Below are 18,914 nucleotides of genomic sequence, written 5' to 3'. Positions count from 1 at the left end.
CCTTATAGAAGCATGAGCTCTCGTCAGAAATGACGTGGCTTATGCTTTTTTTAGTGAAATCTAATGAAAATAGATGCATTTTTTTACGGTCTGCGTTAAATTAACATAAGTGACTTTAGATATTGAAAGGACGCGTACCATGTGAATCTTAAAAAACCGCCATTTCCTATTCCAATATTAATGTTGATTGGGATTGTGGCCATCTCATTTTCTGCTATTTTTATTAAATGGTCTGCAGCACCAGCGTCTATTCAAGGCATGTATCGGCTGTTATTCACCTCGCTATTGATGTTGCCTTTTGCACGACCATATAGTGGAGCAGCGGTTGCGCTTCGTAAAAAGGACTGGATCATGTTAGTGCTCTCAGGCACTATGCTTGCTCTACATTTTTTGCTTTGGATGGGCTCTTTGAAGTATACTTCGGTAGCTAGTTCAACGATGATCATGGCGCTGGAGCCCGTATTTATTATGCTGGGCGTTTATTTTTTGTATAAGGAAAAAACGGCTGCGTCTGCTATTCTGGGACTGAGTATTGCTATTGGTGGTGTAATATTTATCGGCTGGGGAGATATTGGAATCTCTGCGGATAATCTTAAAGGCGATTTGTTATCGGTTGGAGGTACTGTAGCGGTAGCTGTGCATATGCTTATCGGTCAAAAGCTAGTGGTGCGTATGCCTTCCTATTTGTATAGCTTGATAGTCTTCTTGTCAGCAGCTGGCGTGTTTGCCATATACAATCTGTTCATGGGGATTTCCTTCTTTAATTATCCTGCGAATGAGTGGGGGATTTTCATATTGCTAGCTGTGGTACCCACGGTATTTGGGCATATTTTATTTAATTGGCTACTTCAGTATGTATCCGCAACTACGGTATCCATGAACATCTTAGGAGAACCCGTGGGTGCTAGCATCCTAGCTTTTCTGCTCTTAGGTGAACAATTAACAGCGCTGCAATGGGCTGGTGGACTTTTAGTCATGTTTGGACTCGGTGTATATTTGTACGCTGGAAGAAAGAAAACTATTCGGGTGGCAGATGCCATTCAGAATGCTTCATAACAGATATTTTAATCATAAAGGGGTCACAAGGAATGGAAGAACAAGATCACAATGTAGAACTACCTTCTGGAAAAGGCACAGGGCCAACCAGTGAGGAACTATGGAACGAAGACACATACACAGCTTGGGTTATTCGATTTGGTACACCTTCAGAAGCAGCAGCCAAATTAATCAAGGAACCAAGTGCGAAGCTGTACCCGCTCTCTTCTTATTTTGGAGAAGTAAAGGGTAAAAAGATGATGAATCTCATGGGATCAAATGGCATGAAGGCCGTCGCTTTGTCTTTACTTGGAGCGGACGTAACCGTTGCCGATTTCTCGGAAGCAAATGCGCGTTATGCCGCTGATCTCGCACAAGAAGCGGGTGTTCAGCTTACCTACATCGTATCAGATGTTCTTAAGCTTCCAGATCACGTCCTAGATGGTTCATATGACATCGTATTTGCTGAGTTAGGAATCATGCACTACTTTACCGATCTTGCACCGTTTATGGAAACCGTCCGTCGTTTACTTTCTCCTGGCGGGATTTTTGTTCTGCGTGATTTCCATCCAGTGACAACTAAGCTTATAACCTCGAAGGGATCTACGGCTAAGATTCGCAAGCACAAAGTTAGTGGGGATTATTTCGATACAACATTGGAAGAAAAGAAGGTCTCGTATTCCAAGTATTTGCCTTCCACAGGCAAACCTGTAGGCGAACAGGAACATAGCGTTGTCTATTGGCGCCGCTGGACGCTTGGAGAAATCGTTACAGCCGCTGCTAGTTCTGGACTTGTGATCCGCCAATTGGCCGAAGAGCCCAATCTATCCTCGGATGTTTTTGATAAAGGAATCCCAAAGACGTACACCTTGGTGGCTGGAAAGGGTTGAATTAATAATTCTTATAAAAGACTGCATCGTCCATGAAAAGACGGTGCAGTCTTTTTTGCTTGCTTTAAAACATAAAATTTTAAACTTTTTTGCGGAGAATATTCCATTACATTTGAAGCCTATAGGCAATACAATAATTTTACATTCAATATTGAAAGCGATTACTTCAATAAAAAAGCACTCCTAAAGGATTTGAGGTGGAGATGAAATGGACGAATTATTACTACGAATGGCGGGGATTGATAAATTTTTCCCCGGTGTTCACGCATTGAATCAATGTCAATTTGAGCTGAAGCGTGGGGAAGTGCATGCATTAGTTGGTGAAAATGGCGCAGGAAAATCTACATTAATGAAGATTGCAACAGGAGTCTATTCCAAGGATGCGGGGCAGATGTGGTACAAGGGATCTGAGGTGGAGATTGCCAATACTCGCGCTGCGCAGGAACTTGGGATTAGTATTATCCATCAGGAACTGAATCTAATGCCGCATCTTACAGTGGCCCAAAATATATTTATTGGTCGTGAGCCGCGTAAGGCACTGAAATGGTTCGTTGATGATCTGGAGCTTAATCGTAAGGTGCAGGAACTGTTTGATCAGATGAATCTAAAACTGGATCCGAAGACTTTGGTCTCAGATCTGACAGTTGCTAATCAGCAAATGGTTGAAATCGCAAAAGCTTTGTCTTTCAATGCGGAGGTACTGATTATGGATGAACCAACTGCAGCGTTGACAGATACGGAAATTAACGAGTTATTCCGTATGATTGAGCAATTACGAGAAGAAGGTGTAGGTATTATATACATTTCTCACCGCATGGATGAGTTGAAACGGATCACAGATCGCATTACAGTCATGCGGGATGGTTGTTACGTGGATACTGTTCGGACGGATTCAATAACCATTGATCAGATTATTAGCATGATGGTCGGTAGAGAACTCTATCAAACGTCAAAGCCGACGATTTCCAAACAGACGCAGCAAGTCGTTCTGGAGGTTCAAAATCTTTCTAGCGGGCAGTTGTTGAAGGATATCAGCTTTCATCTGAATAAGGGTGAGATTCTGGGTTTCGCAGGATTAATGGGAGCTGGACGTACTGAGGTTGTTCGCGCCGTATTTGGGGCTGATCCTATCGATAAAGGTGAGATTAAGCTGCATGGAAATACGGTACGTATACGACATCCTCATCAAGCAGTGCAGCAGGGTATTGGCTATTTGTCCGAAGATCGCAAACGCTACGGACTGCTTGTAGAGATGGACATTAGCATGAATAATGCGATGGCTTCCTTCTATAAGTTCCGCAATGCCTTCGGATGGATGAGGGATCGCGAGATGCGAAAGACAGCGGAGCAGCATGCGGAAGCACTAGCAACCAAGACACCAAGTATAAGTCAAAAAGTCAAATTCTTATCCGGTGGTAATCAGCAAAAAGTGGTTATCGGTAAATGGTTGACGAGAGACTGCGATGTGCTGATTTTCGACGAACCGACACGTGGAATTGATGTAGGGGCGAAAAGTGAGATCTATAAGTTGCTTGATCAGCTGGCCAGCGAAGGAAAAGCGATCATTATAGTCTCTTCAGATCTCCCAGAGATTCTAAGAATGAGCCATCGCATTATTGTCATGTGTGAAGGACGTATAACCGGAGAACTAACCGCAGAAGAAGCATCGCAAGAAGCAATTATGAAATATGCGACGATGCGTTCATAATCGTTCAAGAGTTTATCGGAGGTGTCAAGGTCATGAAGATCGCAGATCAAGGGATAAGCCAACCTATCGGCTCGAAGCAAACCGGGGCGCAATCAGGGTTCAAACAAAAATTATTGGCATTCGCAAGTTTGATCATATTGGTCATCGTATTTTCAGTAGCCTCAAGTAACTTTTTTCAATTCTCTAATCTAGTTGGAATTCTGGTCTCTACTGCTGTAATTGGAGTATTAGCTCTAGGCGCAACCTTTGTAATTATTACAGGTGGGATCGATCTTGCTTTGGGTACGGTGATGACCTTCTCTTCCGTGATGGTTGGCGTCTTCATTACATTCTGGGGTCTACCCGTTCCACTCGGTATTGTAGGCGGGATTCTAGCTGGTGCACTATGTGGCTTTATCAGCGGTTTAATGGTGGCGAAAATGAATATTCCACCTTTCATTGCTACGCTGGCGATCATGATGATCACTAAAGGATTATCACTGGTCATAACGGGCGCAAAGCCTATTTATTTCAATGATGATCCGATCTTTGCCAAGATTGCTATGGGTAAGATGATCCCAGGCATTCCGAATACCATCATTATCTTCTTATTGCTCGGAATTATCGCAAGCATCATATTGTCGAAGACCATTATTGGACGTTATAATTTTGCGCTTGGCAGCAATGAAGAAGCGACTCGCTTATCCGGTGTAAATACGGTCAAATGGAAGATTGTAATCTACACCATCACAGGGATCTTCAGTGGAATCGCTGGTATCCTGATGGCCTCACGACTTAATTCAGCTCAGCCGTCACTTGGTACTGGTTATGAACTAGAGGCTATAGCAGCCGTCGTCATAGGAGGTACATCTTTAAGTGGAGGCGTAGGATCTATTCTAGGTACGATTATCGGTGCGCTGATTATGAGTGTACTTACGAATGGCTTACAAATTATGTCCGTTGCTCAGGAATGGCGGACAGTCATTGTCGGTGTTGTCATCATCATCGCAGTGTATGCTGATATTCTTCGCAGACGGAAGCAATGAAAGAGGTATTATCTCCATACGGAGTGATATACAAAGCAAATGACGAGGGGGAAGATTTAAATGAAACAACGTCGAAAAGGGATTATTATGCTTGCCAGTTTGTTACTGGCTACTACCTTACTTGGTGCTTGTAACAACAGTGATAGCAAAAAGAGTGCATCCGGTTCAGACAAACCCTATATCCCAGTCATTTCAAAAGGCTTCCAGCATCAATTCTGGCAAGCGGTGAAGCAAGGAGCCGAGAAGGCTGCCAAGGAGTTTAATGTCGAGATTACGTTTGAAGGCCCTGAAAACGAGAGTCAGGTAGATAAACAAATTGAAATGTTGCAGACGGCGCTAGACAAGAAACCTGCAGCAATCGCTTTAGCGGCTCTGGACAGCAAAGCAGCGATTCCATATCTGGAAAAGGCAAAGGAAAACAATATCCCCATCATTGGGTTTGACTCTGGAGTAGACAGCGATATCCCTGTAGCAACAGCAGCGACGGACAATAAAGCAGCCGCCGCTTTAGCAGCTGATAAAATGGCGGAGTTGATTGGCAAGAAAGGTAAAGTAGGTCTAGTCGTACATGACCAAACAAGCAGCACAGGTCAACAACGTCGTGATGGTTTCTTAGAACAAATGAAAGCGAAATATCCAGATATTGAAGTGTTAGAGCCGCAATATGGCGGTGGAGACCAGTTGAAGTCCACGGATCTTGCAAAAGCGATGATGCAGGCCAATCCGGATCTTAAAGGGATCTATGGCTCAAACGAAGGCTCTGCGGTAGGTGTGGCTAATGCCGTAAATGAATTGCAGATGGGTGGAAAGATTGTGGTCATCGGATTTGACTCTGGTAAACAGTTAATGGATGCCATTCGTAGTGGTGTTGTGGCTGGCGCGGTTACACAGGACCCTATTGGGATTGGTTATCAAGCGGTGAAGGCGGCTGTGCAGGCGATTAAAGGGGAAACCGTTGAAAAGAATATTGACACCGGGTTTCATTGGTACGATAAGAACAATATGGATTCCGATGAGATCAAACCTCTGCTATACGAATAGAAGCTATTAATAATAGAGGTTGCCTTAAAGAGGTAACCTCTATTATCCTTATTTAAAAAGGTAAACATTTACATGTAAGCGATCGATAAGTTCATAGCTGAGGAGGTGTTGGATGTATAAGATTATTCTGGTTGATGATGAAGATGAGGTTCGGGAAGCGATTAAACAGAAGATATCTTGGAATAATTATGGTTTTGAGCTCGTTGGAGATTTCGATAACGGCAGAGATGCCCTTGATGCGATCGAGCAGTTTCGACCAGATGTGATTATTACAGATATTTGCATGCCCTTTATGGATGGTTTAGGACTGGCAAAAGCTGTTATGGAACGGTACCGCGACATGAAGGTCATTATCGTAACTGGATATGAAGACTTCGATTACGCCAAACAGGCAATAACCTTGAAGGTGACAGAATATTTGTTAAAACCAATTAATGCTCGTGAGTTTGCAGAATTTCTAAGCAAAATGAAGCAGGATTTGGATGAAGAGTATTTACAAAAGGCCAATATCGCTAAGCTTCGCATGCAATTAAATCAGAGCTTACCTTTACTGCGCGAACGTTTTCTGGAGAAACTGGTTACGACTCGAATGAAGAACGATGAGATCGAGAATAAAATGAATTATTTTCATATACAGCTTCAGGGCGCGGTTTACCTTGCAATCGTAATCGAGATAGAAATGGAGAGTCGAAGCCAGGACATTGCTTCTGATGCTGAGCTACTACGTTTTGCTGCATTTAACATTGTGCAGGAGCAACTTGAGAAGGGGCAGTGCGGGGTGGTGTTTCAGACTAGAGATGGTAAACTCGCTGCGATATTATCAGGAGATTCAGAAGCAATTGAAGTTACAACACAGCTTCTCGCGGATCAGGTTCAGACCAGCTTGAATAAGTATTTGAAGCTGACCGCCACCATCGGCATCGGTAGAAAATACGCTAGCATGCAACAAATTCCACAATCCTTCCAGGAAGCGATTTCATCCTTAGAATATCGTTATCTTTTAGGCATCGATAAGGTGATCTCCATTCAGGATCTTGAGTTTGGCAAAGGGTTGGATCAAGCGCACTTCACTTCTTGGGAAAAGCAATTTATATCCGCGTTGAAGACAGGGAAAGCATCAGCGATCTCAGAGGTTCTCTCACAATGGTTTCAGGAATTAAAGAGCAATAGCTCTTCTATAGAAGGTTGCCGCAGTATCATTTACCAGATGCTCGTTTCTCTAATGAATTATGTGGCCGATATTGGATTCCCCAATACTGAGCTTGTTTCGCATAATATGTTCGCAGAAGTTGCTGCTCTAAAGACTTTAGAGGAAGCGAGGAATTATTTGGAGAGAACTTGCCATGAGCTGATCCTCAAGCTATCGGAACAAAGAACTACGGTAAGGGCTTCTCAGATGAAAGCCGCGGAAGCTTATATCCGGGAGAATTATTATAATGACAGTTTTTCACTCAATGAGTTATGTAGCCATATTTTTATGAGCATCAGTTATTTCAGTGCAACGTTTAAACAGCATACTGGTGAGACTTTTATTGAGTATTTGACTCGCCTCCGTTTGGAAAAAGCTAAAGAACTGCTTACCATCACACAGCTGAAGACTTATGATATCGCTGCTAGAGTGGGCTATGCTGATCCTCAGTATTTCAGTGTTATTTTTAAACGAAATGTTGGGATCACACCTAAGGAATATCGACAGCGACAGAAGGAGAATCTTCTTCTATGAAACCTCATCGTTTCTTCCGAAGTCGAAGTATTCATAATAATATCGCGATTTCTTTTTCGCTTCTTATCCTCTGCACCACTATAGTACTTACCTATACTTCATATCGACTCTCCTCAGCAGCCGTCATGGGGAATTCCGTAGCCTATACCTCACAATTAATAGAACAAGTAAAACTGAACATCGAGAATTATATTAGCAACATGGAGAGCATTGCTGCTCTGGTGTTAACTAGCAGTGATCTTGAGAAATATGTAAGAGGTTCGAGTTCTGGACAAGAAGGGGAGACCAAGGATAAGCAATTAGCTAGCCAATATCTACGATCTGTAGTCCAATCCCGCTCGGATATTTCTTCAATTGTGTATGCAAGCTCGGAAGGGATAACCGTTTCAGATCGACTGGATGCAGTTTTGAAACCGCTTCCCGAGTTGATTGCTCAAGAGTGGTATCAGCAAGCATTGAACCAGACGGGAGTGGCTGTCTCCTCTTCACATGTGCAGCACTTATTTCAGAATGAATACCGTTGGGTAGTGTCGATCAGTAGAAAGCTTTCCGATTCTTTTTCTAAAATGGAAGCAGATCGACAGGGTGTGCTACTCGTAGATCTTAATTACAGCGTAATCAACAATCTGTGCAAACAAATCGAACTGGGAAAACGCGGTTATGTATTTATCGTAGATCCGTCAGGGAGTTTAGTTTATCATCCTCAACAGCAGTTGATTTATTCGCAGCTCAAGTTTGAGCAATTGGATACTGTTCTTGGGATTAAGAACGGGTCAGTTACGGTGAAAGCAGGGAACGAACAGAAACTGTACACCGTGGATACCACTAGCTTTGGCTGGAAGATTGTAGGGGTCACTTATCCAGATGATCTGGTTGCTAACAAACAGCAGATGCAAGGGACCGCCGCCTTGTGGGGAGCCGTAAGTCTGATCTGTGCTATGGCAATTTCTGTGCTGCTGTCCTACGCATTAACCAAACCGCTCAAGAATTTAGAAATGAATATGAAAAAGGCTGAACGCGGTGAGTTCGACATTCGCGTGGAGATTGAGAGCACGAACGAAATCGGTAAGCTAGCCCGTACCTTTAACCTGATGATCCTGAAGATTAAAGAGCTGATGAGTCAGATCGTCATGGAGCAAGAGATGAAGCGTGTGAGTGAGCTTAAGGCCTTACAAGCACAGATTAAGCCCCACTTTTTGTATAATACGCTGGACTCGATTATTTGGATGGCAGAGACCGGTAAGATGGAGGAGGTAGTCGAAATGACCTCTTCATTATCGAAGCTGCTACGTTCTACGATTGGTGAGGGCGAGGAGCTGATCCCGATCGCTAGAGAACTAGAACATATTCGGCACTATCTAACGATTCAGAACATGCGCTATCGCCATAAATTCACATATTCGATAGAAGTGGATGAAGACATTCTTGAATGCAGTATTTTGAAAATGGTCCTTCAACCCTTAGTTGAAAATGCGATTTATCATGGGATAAAGCATAATCCTGAGCAAGGTCACATCCTGATTAAAGGCAAAAGAGAGCAAAAAGATATTACTATTCAAATTATTGACAATGGTGTCGGTATGAATCCAGATCAGATGGGGAAGTTACTGCTTCAAAAGCCAGATTACAGGATTGGCAGTGGGGTAGGCGTCGCGAATGTAAACCATCGCATTCAGCTTTATTTCGGGGACCATTACGGTTTGTCTTTTGCAAGTGAAATGGAAGAAGGGACGACGGTCACTTTAAGAATTCCTGCGCTCTATGAGGAGGAGAGTCCATGAGTTCACTTTGGTCAAAAATAGGCCTGTCTGCTCTACTGTTATTCTTTATTGTAGCGCTCGGGTGGGTAGGTTATCGTATGTTTACGAATGAACTTGATCCAAAAGTCAGAACCATTATCTACGTTCCTAAGACTATCGATACCAGCATTGAATTCTGGGAGGTAATGAAACAAGGTGTGGCAACTGCTGCCAAGGAATTCGGTGCAGATGTCCATACGGTAGGAACAGATACCGAGTTAGATGTGGATAAGCAGATTCAAATACTAGAACAGGCGATTGAGGAGAAGCCTGATGCCATTATTTTGGCTGCTACCGACTATTATCGTCTTGTTCCGGTTGCAGAGCAGATTAAAGCTGCGGGTATCACGCTTATTACGGTAGACTCGGGACTGAACGGCGGTGTATCGGAGAGTTTTATCGCCACAGATAATTATGAAGCAGGCCGAAAAGCAGCGCAGAGGTTGATTGAAAATATTCATAGCGACGATCTAGTCGCCATTATGAATTTTGTACAAGGCTCCGCTACAGCTATCGAGAGAGAGAGAGGGGTTAGGGATGCTTTATCTCAGAATGGAGTTAATCTTGTGCAGGATACCCTTTACAGTAACGGTTCTTCGAAGAAGGCATATCAATTAACTGTTGATCTTCTAAGGAATCAGCCACAACTAAAGGGAATCATTGGTCTCAATGAGCCCTCTACATTAGGTGCGGGACTGGCAATTATGGATATGGGCTTAAAAGACAAAGTGAAGCTGGTGGGGTTCGACAATTCCAGTAGTGAGGTTCAATTGCTGGAGAATGAAATTATGCTGGGGACGGTGATTCAAAAACCTTTTACTATGGGGTACTTGGCTGTGAAAACTGCACTTGAAGCCGTTTCAGGCCACAAAGTAGCTCCTGTTATGGATACAGGCTCCGAATTCATTACGAAGGAAAATATGTACACAAGTGAGAATGAGAAGTTAATGTTTCCGTTTATAGAATAAGCCTAAAAAAGGGAGTGCTCAAGTCCGTAATGGCTTTGGGTGCTCCCTTTTAATATAAAATATAAGGTCTAAACGTTGTTTAATATTTCCGCAAAAGACTGCTGTAAGGGTGTTAATATATGATCTTTTCGCCAAGCCAGTACAAAACCGCCGCTCTCAGGCAAAACTCCCGGTAGAGGAGCATAACAAAGACGACCTAATGCAAGTTCTGCTTCAATGCTGACTCTAGAACAAATGCCTACGCCATCTCCCTCGCTAACTAACTTCTTTAGGGATTCAGGTGAATTTAACTCGGATCGGTTCCACAAGCGAATATGATTTATTTCTGCCCATTGATCCGCAAATCCCCGTAAACAAGAACCACCCTCATACTGAATCCAAGGCTCAAGCGCGATCTGTTCTGGTGTTAGCTTCTCTATAGTTGCAAAAGGGTGACTAGGGGCAAAAATCAGCACAGGCTCGTCGCGGACAATCAGCTGAAAGTTAAAGGATTCATCATGCCAATCTGAAGTGTGTAAAATAGCCATTTGAATTTCTCGGCTTCGGAGTCGTTCCTTTAACAAAGTATCACTTTGGATCGTCATCGAATTATTAATACCAGGATATTGTTTCATGAATTGGATTAGCGCTTTAGGTAAAATATAAGTTGCAGGTATATAACTTGCTTCCAGCTTCAAAGTACCATGTGTTGGGGAAGAAAACTGTTTAACAGTACGTTCAGCTTCGGCCGTAAGTGAGACAATCTTGAGCGCATATTGATAAAGGGCTCTACCCGCATCTGTGAGCAGGACTCTTCCACTTCGATACAGGAATAAAGGAGTTCCAAATTCATTCTCTAAATTCTTCATATGAAAAGATACAGTGGGTTGTTTAAGGCCCAATTCAGCAGCTACATCGGTTACTTTCTTATATTTTTCAAGTAGAATAACGATCTTTAACTTCATAATATTCATGACTTTCCTCCGCACAATGCTAAGTTGGATAACAAATTATATCTCCATTATAGATTAAATCTATACATATATATAGTTTCTATTGGTATTTTTATCGTTGGCTTTACAAAGTTAAGAAGTTTCTCTAACGAACGAGCTCTAGAATAAGAAGAGTCAGAGGGGCCAAGAAGCTCCGGACAACAACAATAACATATGCGTACAATGCACTTTTACAGTAAACAAGCATATGGGGGCCAAAGCTCCACAACACCATGTTAAAGCTTTCGAAGCCAGTTCCATATGAACTGTATGCGGAAGCCGTGCTAACAAAACATTTAGGAGGAGACAAAACAATGCAATTCAAAAAATCTTGGGTTATGACTTTGGCTTTAACAAGCGTACTGGCACTTTCGGCCTGCGGTAATGGTGGGGCAAACAACACGGGAGGAAACGCTGCAGCTACAAATGAAGGTAGCGGCGCTAAAATAAGTGGTTCTATTCTAGCATCAGGTTCAACAGCACTACAACCATTGGTTGAGCTGGTAGCAGAGAATTTCATGGATAAAAATGCTGGCGTGGACATTCAAGTTCAAGGCGGCGGCAGTGGTACTGGTCTTACTCAAGTAGCTGAGAAACAAGTAGATATCGGTAACTCTGACGTATTCGCAGAAGAAAAACTAAAGGATGCAGATGCAGAAAAAGCAGCAGCTCTTGTAGATCATCAAGTAGCAGTAGTAGCGATCGCAGCAGTAACTCATCCGGATGCTGGTGTAGACAGCTTGACTAAGCAACAGCTTATCGATATTTTCACAGGTAAGGTTACAAACTGGAAAGAAGTTGGCGGAGCGGATCAAAAAATCCAAATCATCAACCGTCCAGGCAGCTCCGGTACTCGCGCAACCTTTGAAAGCTTTGCACTTGGAACTAAAACGGAAGATATCCCAGGATCGATTCAAGAAGATTCCTCCGGTACTGTTAAGAAAATGATCGGAGAAACTCCAGGGGCTATCGGTTATCTGGCTCTTTCATACCTTGATGATTCAATCAAAACACTTAGCCTTGATGGTGTAGAAGCATCTGTAGACAATGTTGTTTCTGGTAAATATCCAGTATGGGCTTACGAGCACATGTACACAAACGGCGAACCAAATGAAACTGTAAAAGCATTCCTTGACTTTTTCTTGACAGACGAAGTACAAACAGGTGAAGTTGTTGAGCTTGGATACATTCCAGCAGTAAAAATGCAAGTTACTCGTGACGTTGCAGGAAATGTTACAGCTAAGTAATTCACTTCTAAGTAATTTGTAAGGATTAGAATCTCAAGTGATTAGAGGCGGATACATCTGCCTCTCTTTTCACTTTAGAAAGAGGGAGCAATTGAGGGTGAAAATAAAGAACTCACGCATCGAGAAACATCATATTGAAGATTTTGTGGGACGTACATATATGTCCTTCTGTGTACTGCTATTGATAACAATCATTGTATCGATGGTATATTTTGTGGCGTCTAAAGGGATTTCAACTTTCACAAGTGGCGATGTTAGCGTTACAGATTTTCTGTTCGGAACAAAGTGGTCACCTGAAGCAGATACGCCATCCTTTGGTGCATTTCCGTTTATCACGGGATCCTTCTTAGTTACTCTACTTGCAGCATTGATTGCTAGTCCACTTAGCCTTTGCGCTGCGCTGTTTATGACGGAGATTGTCCCAGGATGGGGCAAAAAATTGCTTCAGCCCGTAATCGAGCTGTTGGCAGGTATCCCTTCAGTTGTTTATGGTTTCATCGGATTAAGTGTTATTGTACCGTTTCTACGCAACAACCTGCCTGGTCAAGGCATCGGGGTAGCTGCAGGCGCGCTTGTGCTCTCGGTCATGATTCTTCCGACGATTACAAGCGTGGCTGCAGACGCGCTGGCTTCATTGCCGCAAAATTTAAAGGAATCCTCCTATGCGCTTGGTGCCACCCGGTGGCAGACGATCTCTCGAGTGATTATTCCGACAACGTTTCCTGCTATTATGACTGGTATTGTCCTGGGGATGGCACGTGCATTCGGTGAAGCCCTTGCTGTACAGATGGTTATCGGGAATGCGCCATTCGTACCAAAATCACTCTTTGAATCAGCTTCTACCTTGACGAGTGTAATCACGCTTGGAATGGGGAACACAACCATGGGTTCTGCGCACAATAATGCTCTGTGGAGTATGGCACTGGTTCTTATGCTGATGACCTTTGTATTTGTCTTCTTTGTGAGACTGCTTGAAAGGAGAAATAAAATTTGAAGCCGAGAACCGTAAATAAAATTGCCACAAGCCTTATTGTGTTTTTCGCATTGCTCATCGTAGCTATTCTGGTTGGTCTATTAGGATATATCCTCTTTCGAGGCCTTAGTCACATTAGTTGGGATTTTCTATTCTCTGCACCACAAAAAATTCGAGCAGGTGGAGGAATTGGTCCTCAGTTATTCAACTCCTTATTCCTTTTGGTACTCACGCTAATAATTACAGTACCGCTTGGACTGGGTGCCGGTATTTATATGGCTGAATATGCTCGTCCAGGAAAAATCACCGGCTTTATTCGCTTAATTGTTGAAGTATTATCTTCGTTCCCTTCAATCGTAGTCGGCTTGTTTGGTCTATTGCTGATTGTTAACTATTTTAATCTTGGCTTTTCCTTAATCTCGGGAGCACTGGCATTGACGGTCTTTAATCTACCGCTGATGGTTCGGATTACTGAGCAAGCTTTCCGTAGTGTTCCGAAGCAACAAAAAGAGGCAGGTTTTGCACTAGGATTGTCCAAGTGGAAAATCGTAACCTCTGTGTTGTTTCCAGTAGCATTACCAACGATTATTACCGGTACTATTTTGTCCGCTGGCCGTGTCTTTGGGGAAGCAGCCGCGTTGATGTTCACTGCAGGAATGAGTAGCCCAAGATTAGATTTCACTAACTGGAATCCACTTAGTCCGAACTCACCACTGAATCCTTTCCGTCCAGCTGAAACACTGGCTGTTCATATCTGGAAGGTAAATAGTGAAGGCCTTGCTCCTGATGCCGCGCAAATTGCTGCGGGAGCTTCAGCAGTACTTGTAATTATGGTGTTGATCTTCAACTTGGCAGCACGTTATTTCGGAAGATTTATTTATCGTAAGCTTACAGCTTCAAAAAGAATGAACTAATTCCTAAAAATAAAGTAGAGATGTAGGAGGAGTAATCGATGGGAACGTCGGCAACAGCAGTGCGAGAATCTTTTCAAACCGAGGACCTGAGTATTTTTTATGGAACATATGAGGCAGTAAAGGGGATTAGTCTTCCTTTTGCTGAAAATACGGTTACTGCACTGATCGGCCCATCCGGCTGCGGTAAATCAACCTTTCTTCGTTCACTGAATCGGATGAATGACGAAATCTCCGGATCAACCACCAAAGGAAGCATCTGGATTGATGGAGTGGATATTAATGCTCCGGGCACAGACGTTATCAAACTGCGTCAGAAGATTGGTATGGTGTGGCAGAAGCCGAATCCGTTCTACAAATCCATTTATGATAACATCGCTTTTGGTCCTAAGTATCATGGAATTAAAGGGAAAAAAGCACTCGATGAGATCGTAGAGAGCAGCCTTCGCAAAGCAGCCTTGTGGGACGAAGTGAAGGACCGGTTAAAAGATTCAGCATTGGCTCTATCCGGTGGACAACAGCAGCGCTTATGTATTGCAAGGGCGTTGTCGGTTAACCCACAAATTCTGCTCTTGGACGAACCCGCATCCGCACTAGATCCGGTTTCCACTGGTAAAGTAGAGGAGCTCATCAAGGAGTTAAAAGAAGAGCTTCGCATCGTAATCGTAACGCACAACATGCAGCAGGCTGCACGGATCTCTGATTATACGGCCTATTTTTATCTTGGATCCCTTATAGAATATGATAAAACGGATAAGGTCTTTACTAATCCTGAGAATCAAATGACACAAGAATACATCATGGGCCGTTTCGGCTGAGGCCTTTTAACATCGTTCTTTAGGGAACGGTGTTTTTTTTCTATTATTTGCAAAAGGCAGATCGATACTGTATCATTAATGATAATGATAATGATTATCATTATTACTATAGGGAGTGGATCTTATGACACAAACTCAATCGACTCAAAAGAATAGCGTAGCAGAACTAATTAAAGAACGGCGCTCTATTAAACTTTTTCAAAAAGATCCACTGCCACAAGGACTATTAGAGGAACTGTTAAATGTAGCGGTATGGGCGCCTAATCATGGGGTTCGTGAGCCGTGGAGATTCATTGCTTTTCAAGGTGAAGGTACAAAGTTCTTGGCTGAAGCAGCATTTGCCTTCGTGAAACGTGCCATAGCTGATCCTGAAGTGGCTGCCAAGCGCAAAGAATATATCTCAAATATTCCCTTAACGTTAATTGTGGTGATGCCTGAAGATCCTCGGCAGAGAGAGTGGGATGAGGATTTTGCAGCAGCGTCAGCACTTGTGCAGAACTTCCAGCTAGCTGCTTGGGAGCAAGGCGTGGGAACGATTTGGAAGACCGATCCTTATATCAATAATCCTGAATTCCGTAACAAAATTGGTGTGAAGCCAGGAGAGAAGATTATAGCTATGATCCATGCTGGATACCCCGAGACTGTGCCAGACAGCCGTCCACGCACGGATGCTTCTGAACTACTGAAGATCGTTGATAGCTATCCAGAGAACGATGTAGTGGAATAGAGAAGACTATAAGGGATTTGAATAGTAATCGTTTAAAGCATCCATTGGGGTGCTTTTTTTCTTGCTTAGAATCTCTAGGGAAGAGGCAGGGAAAAGATAAGGAAAGTCGAGTAAAGATGAATCGAGGATGAGTAAAGTTGAGTTGAAGAAGTTTCGAAAATGTTTATAGCAATATATACTGTGCATAATGATTAGTATAGATTACAATTTAGTGTAATGAAACAATCTGTATAAGGAGGGAAAAGCGTGGGGGAGAACAAGAACATCAAGATGAAACTGGCTCGTGTAGAAAAAGATCTTTCCCAAGAACAGTTAGCGGAATTAGTAGGGGTTACAAGGCAGACGATTGGCCTAATTGAAGCTGGAAACTATAACCCGACACTTAAGTTATGCTTAGCGATCTGCAAGGCATTGGATAGATCATTAAACGATATTTTTTGGGAGGATTAAGGTGAGAGGGACAAGGATTAAGGATGAGCGGATTATCTCAGAAGGTCAGAAGATTAGTACATACGGGTTTATGATAGTGGGTAGAGGAATGGATAAATCGCTATTGCAAAACTAATACCATTAGTTTATATTTAAGCTAATACCATTAGTTTTGTGGAGGGATAATGATGAGAGTAACTCGTGAAGGTCATTTATTACAGCTGACTTGGATGCCAAAAGTGTTTCCTGTGAATTGTTACATCATAGAGGAAGAAAATGAATTAACTTTGATCGATGCGGCCATGCCGTTTAGTGTAAAGGGAATTATGGATACTTCAGCAAAGTTAAATAAGAAGATTACTCGTATTGTATTAACGCATGCTCATGGTGATCATGTTGGTGCACTGGATGAACTAAAAAAGCAGCTTCCAGAGGCTCAGGTGTACATTTCAGAAAGGGATTCCTCTTTATTAAGCGGAGATCGTTCCCTTCGTGAGGGAGAACCTCAGACCCCTATTAAGGGAAGTGTACCCGATAAGGTAACAACAAGACCAGATGTATTACTCTATGATGGCGATGTCATTGGTTCGTTGACAGCCATTCTAACTCCCGGTCATACCCCTGGCTCTATGTCTTTTATTGATTCACGAAGCAAAGCTGTTATTGTTGGCGATGCTTTTCAAACCTTCCGGGGAACCGCAGTTTCAGGAACCGTAATTCCTTGGTTTCCGTTTCCGGCTATGGCCACCTGGAATAAAGATCAAGCCTTAAAAAGTGCCATTAAGCTTCTAGAGGCTTCTCCGACTATACTGGCCACTGGACATGGAGACTTGCTTAGAAATCCAGTTCAAACCATGGAGAATGCCATACACAAAGCACAAATGAATCAAGGAAGTAGGAATTAAATGTCACCTAGAGCGGGATTAGATCGTCGTATGCTAGTTATTGCAGCAGCAGAAATTGCCGATCATGAAGGAATCGAGACCGTAACTTTAGCTGCATTGGCTAATAAACTAGGTGTTCGATCTCCGTCGCTATACAATCACATTAACGGGCTACAGGATTTGCGTACACAACTAGCAATTTATGGACTAGGTGAGCTTTCTACGGCCATGATTAGCGCAGCTAAAGGACTTAGTAGAGATGATGCTGTACAGGCGATGGGGCGAGCGTACGTGGACTTTGCTAGAAGTCGCCCTGGTTTATATGAGACCACGCTGCGAGCGCCTGAACAGGCCAATACGGAGCTAGAAGCAGCAAGTGAACATATACTGAAGCTTATCATTCAAGTGATGAAGGATTATCAGTTAGGTGAGGAGGGTGAAATTCATGCAGTCCGCGGGTTACGAAGCATTTTGCATGGCTTCGCCTCTTTGGAACAAAAAGGCGGTTTCGGAATGGCGCTTGATACTAATGTAAGTTTATCTCGCCTCATCGGTACATTCATTGCTGGGATTGGAAATATGAAATCAAAATAATGGAGTACATAAGGAGATGATGTAGTGATGCATGAGGGATATGAAGAAGGTAGTGTCACCACTTTTGAGGAAGCTGTAGGCATTGTTGCCAAGGTTGGGATTTTACCGCTTGCAAACCTGATTCCTGATCACCCATCTTTAAACGGATTAACGAAAGCAGAAAATTGGCATACAGGAACAGAGCTAGATCCTTGGTCATGGCGTGTAAGGTTTCCCGGGGAAGGACTGGCTGGATACGGCAAGTTTATTAAGAAAAAAGCGATCTTGGTCTCTAGCGGGTGGTTTCCAGCATTTGTGGCAGCTGTTGGAAGTACAAAATCTATAGAAGAACGTTATAATGACGGATTGGCCAGCAGAGAAGCAGTAACTTTACTGCAAATTATCCGTGAACGTCAAGGGATTGATACACGCATCCTTCGTGCTGAAGCTGATATGAAGGTTAAGGAAAAGAAGACGGCATTCGATAATGCAGTTACGGAGCTTCAGGCATCGCTGGACATCGTTATTTCAGGTGTAAAAGAACGCCAAAATGCAGAAGGTGAGAAAAATGGCTGGAGCAGTACCTCGTTTGAGACTGTAAGCCACTGGACGGAAGATAACGGTCTTTCCTCATTTGAAGGCGATAGAGAAGAGGCCATAGCTTGGCTACATTCCAAAATGAATGGCATATGGTCGCCTACAGCAATAGCCTGGACGAACAAAGCACTCTCATGGAAATAAAAACGGCTAATCACTACTCCCATGAGAGTGATTAGCCGTAAGCGTTTTCTAATAAAATCATATCCATCACATTATTGTTCCAACATAGGTGCCAAGTAAGCAATCAGGAAATACAAGAATCCGAAAAACAGCATAACATAGGCGGTATATTTGATTGCATTAGATGCAACAATTCTTGAATCCACCGGTGCTTGAATTTCGAGCTGTTCTTCTTCAACGCTGTCAATTTCATTGGATATTGGGTCTCTCAACATGATAATCCCCTCCTTGGAAATTAGATCCTTAACTGTATTGTGACATATTTGTGAACGGAAATCAACAATAGTGTGAACAAATATTGAACTTTTATTCAAATTTGGACTATTTATTTACTGGATATTCTAGTTTGCAATAAAAAACAACCTGCTTTTGTCCCCGGAAGAGGAACCAAGCAGGTTGTTTGGCATTTTAT

19 protein-coding genes are annotated in these 18,914 nt (G+C 42.9%); 17 read left to right on the top strand and 2 right to left on the bottom strand.

Features of this window, described 5'->3' with window-relative positions:
* Positions 1-141: 141 nt before the first annotated feature.
* The 8 genes from CA600_RS04445 (at position 142) to CA600_RS04410 (ending at position 10,189) form a co-directional block, all read left to right on the top strand.
* Positions 142-1,056, top strand: a complete 915-nt coding sequence (locus CA600_RS04445) for a DMT family transporter (protein WP_179281524.1) — start codon at positions 142-144, stop codon at positions 1,054-1,056.
* A gap of 32 nt (positions 1,057-1,088) precedes the next feature.
* Positions 1,089-1,925 (top strand): class I SAM-dependent methyltransferase, encoded by an 837-nt coding sequence (locus tag CA600_RS04440; protein WP_094869109.1) that lies wholly within the window; start codon positions 1,089-1,091, stop codon positions 1,923-1,925.
* Positions 1,926-2,133: 208 nt separating this feature from the next.
* Positions 2,134-3,633 (top strand): sugar ABC transporter ATP-binding protein, encoded by a 1,500-nt coding sequence (locus CA600_RS04435; protein WP_094869108.1) that lies wholly within the window; start codon positions 2,134-2,136, stop codon positions 3,631-3,633.
* A gap of 32 nt (positions 3,634-3,665) precedes the next feature.
* Positions 3,666-4,658 (top strand): ABC transporter permease, encoded by a 993-nt coding sequence (locus CA600_RS04430; protein WP_094869107.1) that lies wholly within the window; start codon positions 3,666-3,668, stop codon positions 4,656-4,658.
* A gap of 60 nt (positions 4,659-4,718) precedes the next feature.
* Positions 4,719-5,699 carry an ABC transporter substrate-binding protein gene (locus CA600_RS04425; RefSeq protein WP_094869106.1) on the top strand — a complete coding sequence of 327 codons (981 nt, stop codon included), beginning with the start codon at positions 4,719-4,721 and terminating at the stop codon, positions 5,697-5,699.
* Between the two features lie 112 nt (positions 5,700-5,811).
* Positions 5,812-7,422 carry a response regulator gene (locus CA600_RS04420; RefSeq protein WP_094869105.1) on the top strand — a complete coding sequence of 537 codons (1,611 nt, stop codon included), beginning with the start codon at positions 5,812-5,814 and terminating at the stop codon, positions 7,420-7,422.
* Positions 7,419-9,203: a cache domain-containing sensor histidine kinase gene (locus tag CA600_RS04415; RefSeq protein ID WP_094869104.1), complete on the top strand. Its 1,785-nt coding sequence runs from the start codon at positions 7,419-7,421 to the stop codon at positions 9,201-9,203. The genes CA600_RS04420 and CA600_RS04415 overlap by 4 nt, the downstream gene beginning before the upstream one ends.
* Entirely contained in the window at positions 9,200-10,189 is a 990-nt protein-coding gene (locus CA600_RS04410) for a substrate-binding domain-containing protein (protein WP_094869103.1), read from the top strand. Before CA600_RS04415 ends, CA600_RS04410 begins: the two co-directional genes overlap by 4 nt.
* A gap of 68 nt (positions 10,190-10,257) precedes the next feature.
* Here CA600_RS04410 and CA600_RS04405 read toward each other — a convergent pair whose 3' ends face one another.
* The gene (locus tag CA600_RS04405; protein ID WP_094869102.1) at positions 10,258-11,142 is read right to left on the bottom strand and encodes a LysR family transcriptional regulator; all 885 of its coding nucleotides are present in this window, start codon (positions 11,140-11,142) and stop codon (positions 10,258-10,260) included.
* 332 nt (positions 11,143-11,474) lie between these two features.
* On the opposite strand from CA600_RS04405, the gene CA600_RS04400 reads away from it, so the two are divergent.
* From CA600_RS04400 to CA600_RS04360, 9 genes are all read left to right on the top strand, one after another.
* Positions 11,475-12,407, top strand: coding sequence for a phosphate ABC transporter substrate-binding protein (locus CA600_RS04400; RefSeq protein ID WP_094869101.1), 933 nt, complete (start codon positions 11,475-11,477; stop codon positions 12,405-12,407).
* A 91-nt stretch (positions 12,408-12,498) separates the two neighbouring features.
* A complete protein-coding gene (pstC, locus tag CA600_RS04395) occupies positions 12,499-13,401 on the top strand; it encodes a phosphate ABC transporter permease subunit PstC (protein WP_094869100.1) in 903 nt (300 codons plus the stop codon).
* Positions 13,398-14,294: a phosphate ABC transporter permease PstA gene (gene pstA, locus CA600_RS04390; RefSeq protein WP_042128135.1), complete on the top strand. Its 897-nt coding sequence runs from the start codon at positions 13,398-13,400 to the stop codon at positions 14,292-14,294. The genes pstC and pstA overlap by 4 nt, the downstream gene beginning before the upstream one ends.
* Before the next feature lie 38 nt (positions 14,295-14,332).
* Positions 14,333-15,109, top strand: coding sequence for a phosphate ABC transporter ATP-binding protein PstB (gene pstB / locus CA600_RS04385; RefSeq protein ID WP_076120520.1), 777 nt, complete (start codon positions 14,333-14,335; stop codon positions 15,107-15,109).
* 124 nt (positions 15,110-15,233) lie between these two features.
* Positions 15,234-15,836 carry a nitroreductase family protein gene (locus CA600_RS04380; RefSeq protein WP_094869099.1) on the top strand — a complete coding sequence of 201 codons (603 nt, stop codon included), beginning with the start codon at positions 15,234-15,236 and terminating at the stop codon, positions 15,834-15,836.
* Between the two features lie 270 nt (positions 15,837-16,106).
* Positions 16,107-16,286, top strand: a complete 180-nt coding sequence (locus CA600_RS04375) for a helix-turn-helix transcriptional regulator (RefSeq protein ID WP_094869174.1) — start codon at positions 16,107-16,109, stop codon at positions 16,284-16,286.
* 167 nt (positions 16,287-16,453) lie between these two features.
* Positions 16,454-17,170: an MBL fold metallo-hydrolase gene (locus tag CA600_RS04370; protein WP_094869098.1), complete on the top strand. Its 717-nt coding sequence runs from the start codon at positions 16,454-16,456 to the stop codon at positions 17,168-17,170.
* Positions 17,171-17,743 carry a TetR/AcrR family transcriptional regulator gene (locus CA600_RS04365; RefSeq protein ID WP_094869097.1) on the top strand — a complete coding sequence of 191 codons (573 nt, stop codon included), beginning with the start codon at positions 17,171-17,173 and terminating at the stop codon, positions 17,741-17,743.
* Between the two features lie 27 nt (positions 17,744-17,770).
* Positions 17,771-18,463, top strand: a complete 693-nt coding sequence (locus CA600_RS04360) for an AlkZ-related protein (protein WP_094869096.1) — start codon at positions 17,771-17,773, stop codon at positions 18,461-18,463.
* 71 nt (positions 18,464-18,534) lie between these two features.
* Here CA600_RS04360 and CA600_RS04355 read toward each other — a convergent pair whose 3' ends face one another.
* Positions 18,535-18,717: a hypothetical protein gene (locus CA600_RS04355; RefSeq protein ID WP_042128123.1), complete on the bottom strand. Its 183-nt coding sequence runs from the start codon at positions 18,715-18,717 to the stop codon at positions 18,535-18,537.
* Positions 18,718-18,914: the final 197 nt, after the last annotated feature.

Origin of the sequence: Paenibacillus sp. VTT E-133280 (assembly GCF_002264385.1) — a bacterium.
Classification (GTDB): Bacteria; Bacillota; Bacilli; order Paenibacillales; family Paenibacillaceae; genus Paenibacillus_AQ; species Paenibacillus_AQ nitricinens.
The sequence above is the reverse complement of the archived record's forward strand: the minus strand, read 5'-3'. Positions and strand labels throughout refer to the sequence as shown.

Excerpts from the sequence above, each read along its gene's own strand:
- CA600_RS04440 (WP_094869109.1), top strand. The coding sequence starts at position 1,089 with ATGGAAGAACAAGATCACAATGTAGAACTACCTTCTGGAAAAGGCACA.
- CA600_RS04435 (WP_094869108.1), top strand. The coding sequence starts at position 2,134 with ATGGACGAATTATTACTACGAATGGCGGGGATTGATAAATTTTTCCCC.
- CA600_RS04430 (WP_094869107.1), top strand. The coding sequence starts at position 3,666 with ATGAAGATCGCAGATCAAGGGATAAGCCAACCTATCGGCTCGAAGCAA.
- CA600_RS04425 (WP_094869106.1), top strand. The coding sequence starts at position 4,719 with ATGAAACAACGTCGAAAAGGGATTATTATGCTTGCCAGTTTGTTACTG.
- CA600_RS04420 (WP_094869105.1), top strand. The coding sequence starts at position 5,812 with ATGTATAAGATTATTCTGGTTGATGATGAAGATGAGGTTCGGGAAGCG.
- CA600_RS04415 (WP_094869104.1), top strand. The coding sequence starts at position 7,419 with ATGAAACCTCATCGTTTCTTCCGAAGTCGAAGTATTCATAATAATATC.
- CA600_RS04410 (WP_094869103.1), top strand. The coding sequence starts at position 9,200 with ATGAGTTCACTTTGGTCAAAAATAGGCCTGTCTGCTCTACTGTTATTC.
- CA600_RS04405 (WP_094869102.1), bottom strand. The coding sequence starts at position 11,142 with ATGAATATTATGAAGTTAAAGATCGTTATTCTACTTGAAAAATATAAG.
- CA600_RS04400 (WP_094869101.1), top strand. The coding sequence starts at position 11,475 with ATGCAATTCAAAAAATCTTGGGTTATGACTTTGGCTTTAACAAGCGTA.
- pstB (WP_076120520.1), top strand. The coding sequence starts at position 14,333 with ATGGGAACGTCGGCAACAGCAGTGCGAGAATCTTTTCAAACCGAGGAC.
- CA600_RS04380 (WP_094869099.1), top strand. The coding sequence starts at position 15,234 with ATGACACAAACTCAATCGACTCAAAAGAATAGCGTAGCAGAACTAATT.
- CA600_RS04375 (WP_094869174.1), top strand. The coding sequence starts at position 16,107 with ATGAAACTGGCTCGTGTAGAAAAAGATCTTTCCCAAGAACAGTTAGCG.
- CA600_RS04370 (WP_094869098.1), top strand. The coding sequence starts at position 16,454 with ATGAGAGTAACTCGTGAAGGTCATTTATTACAGCTGACTTGGATGCCA.
- CA600_RS04365 (WP_094869097.1), top strand. The coding sequence starts at position 17,171 with ATGTCACCTAGAGCGGGATTAGATCGTCGTATGCTAGTTATTGCAGCA.
- CA600_RS04360 (WP_094869096.1), top strand. The coding sequence starts at position 17,771 with ATGCATGAGGGATATGAAGAAGGTAGTGTCACCACTTTTGAGGAAGCT.
- CA600_RS04355 (WP_042128123.1), bottom strand. The coding sequence starts at position 18,717 with ATGTTGAGAGACCCAATATCCAATGAAATTGACAGCGTTGAAGAAGAA.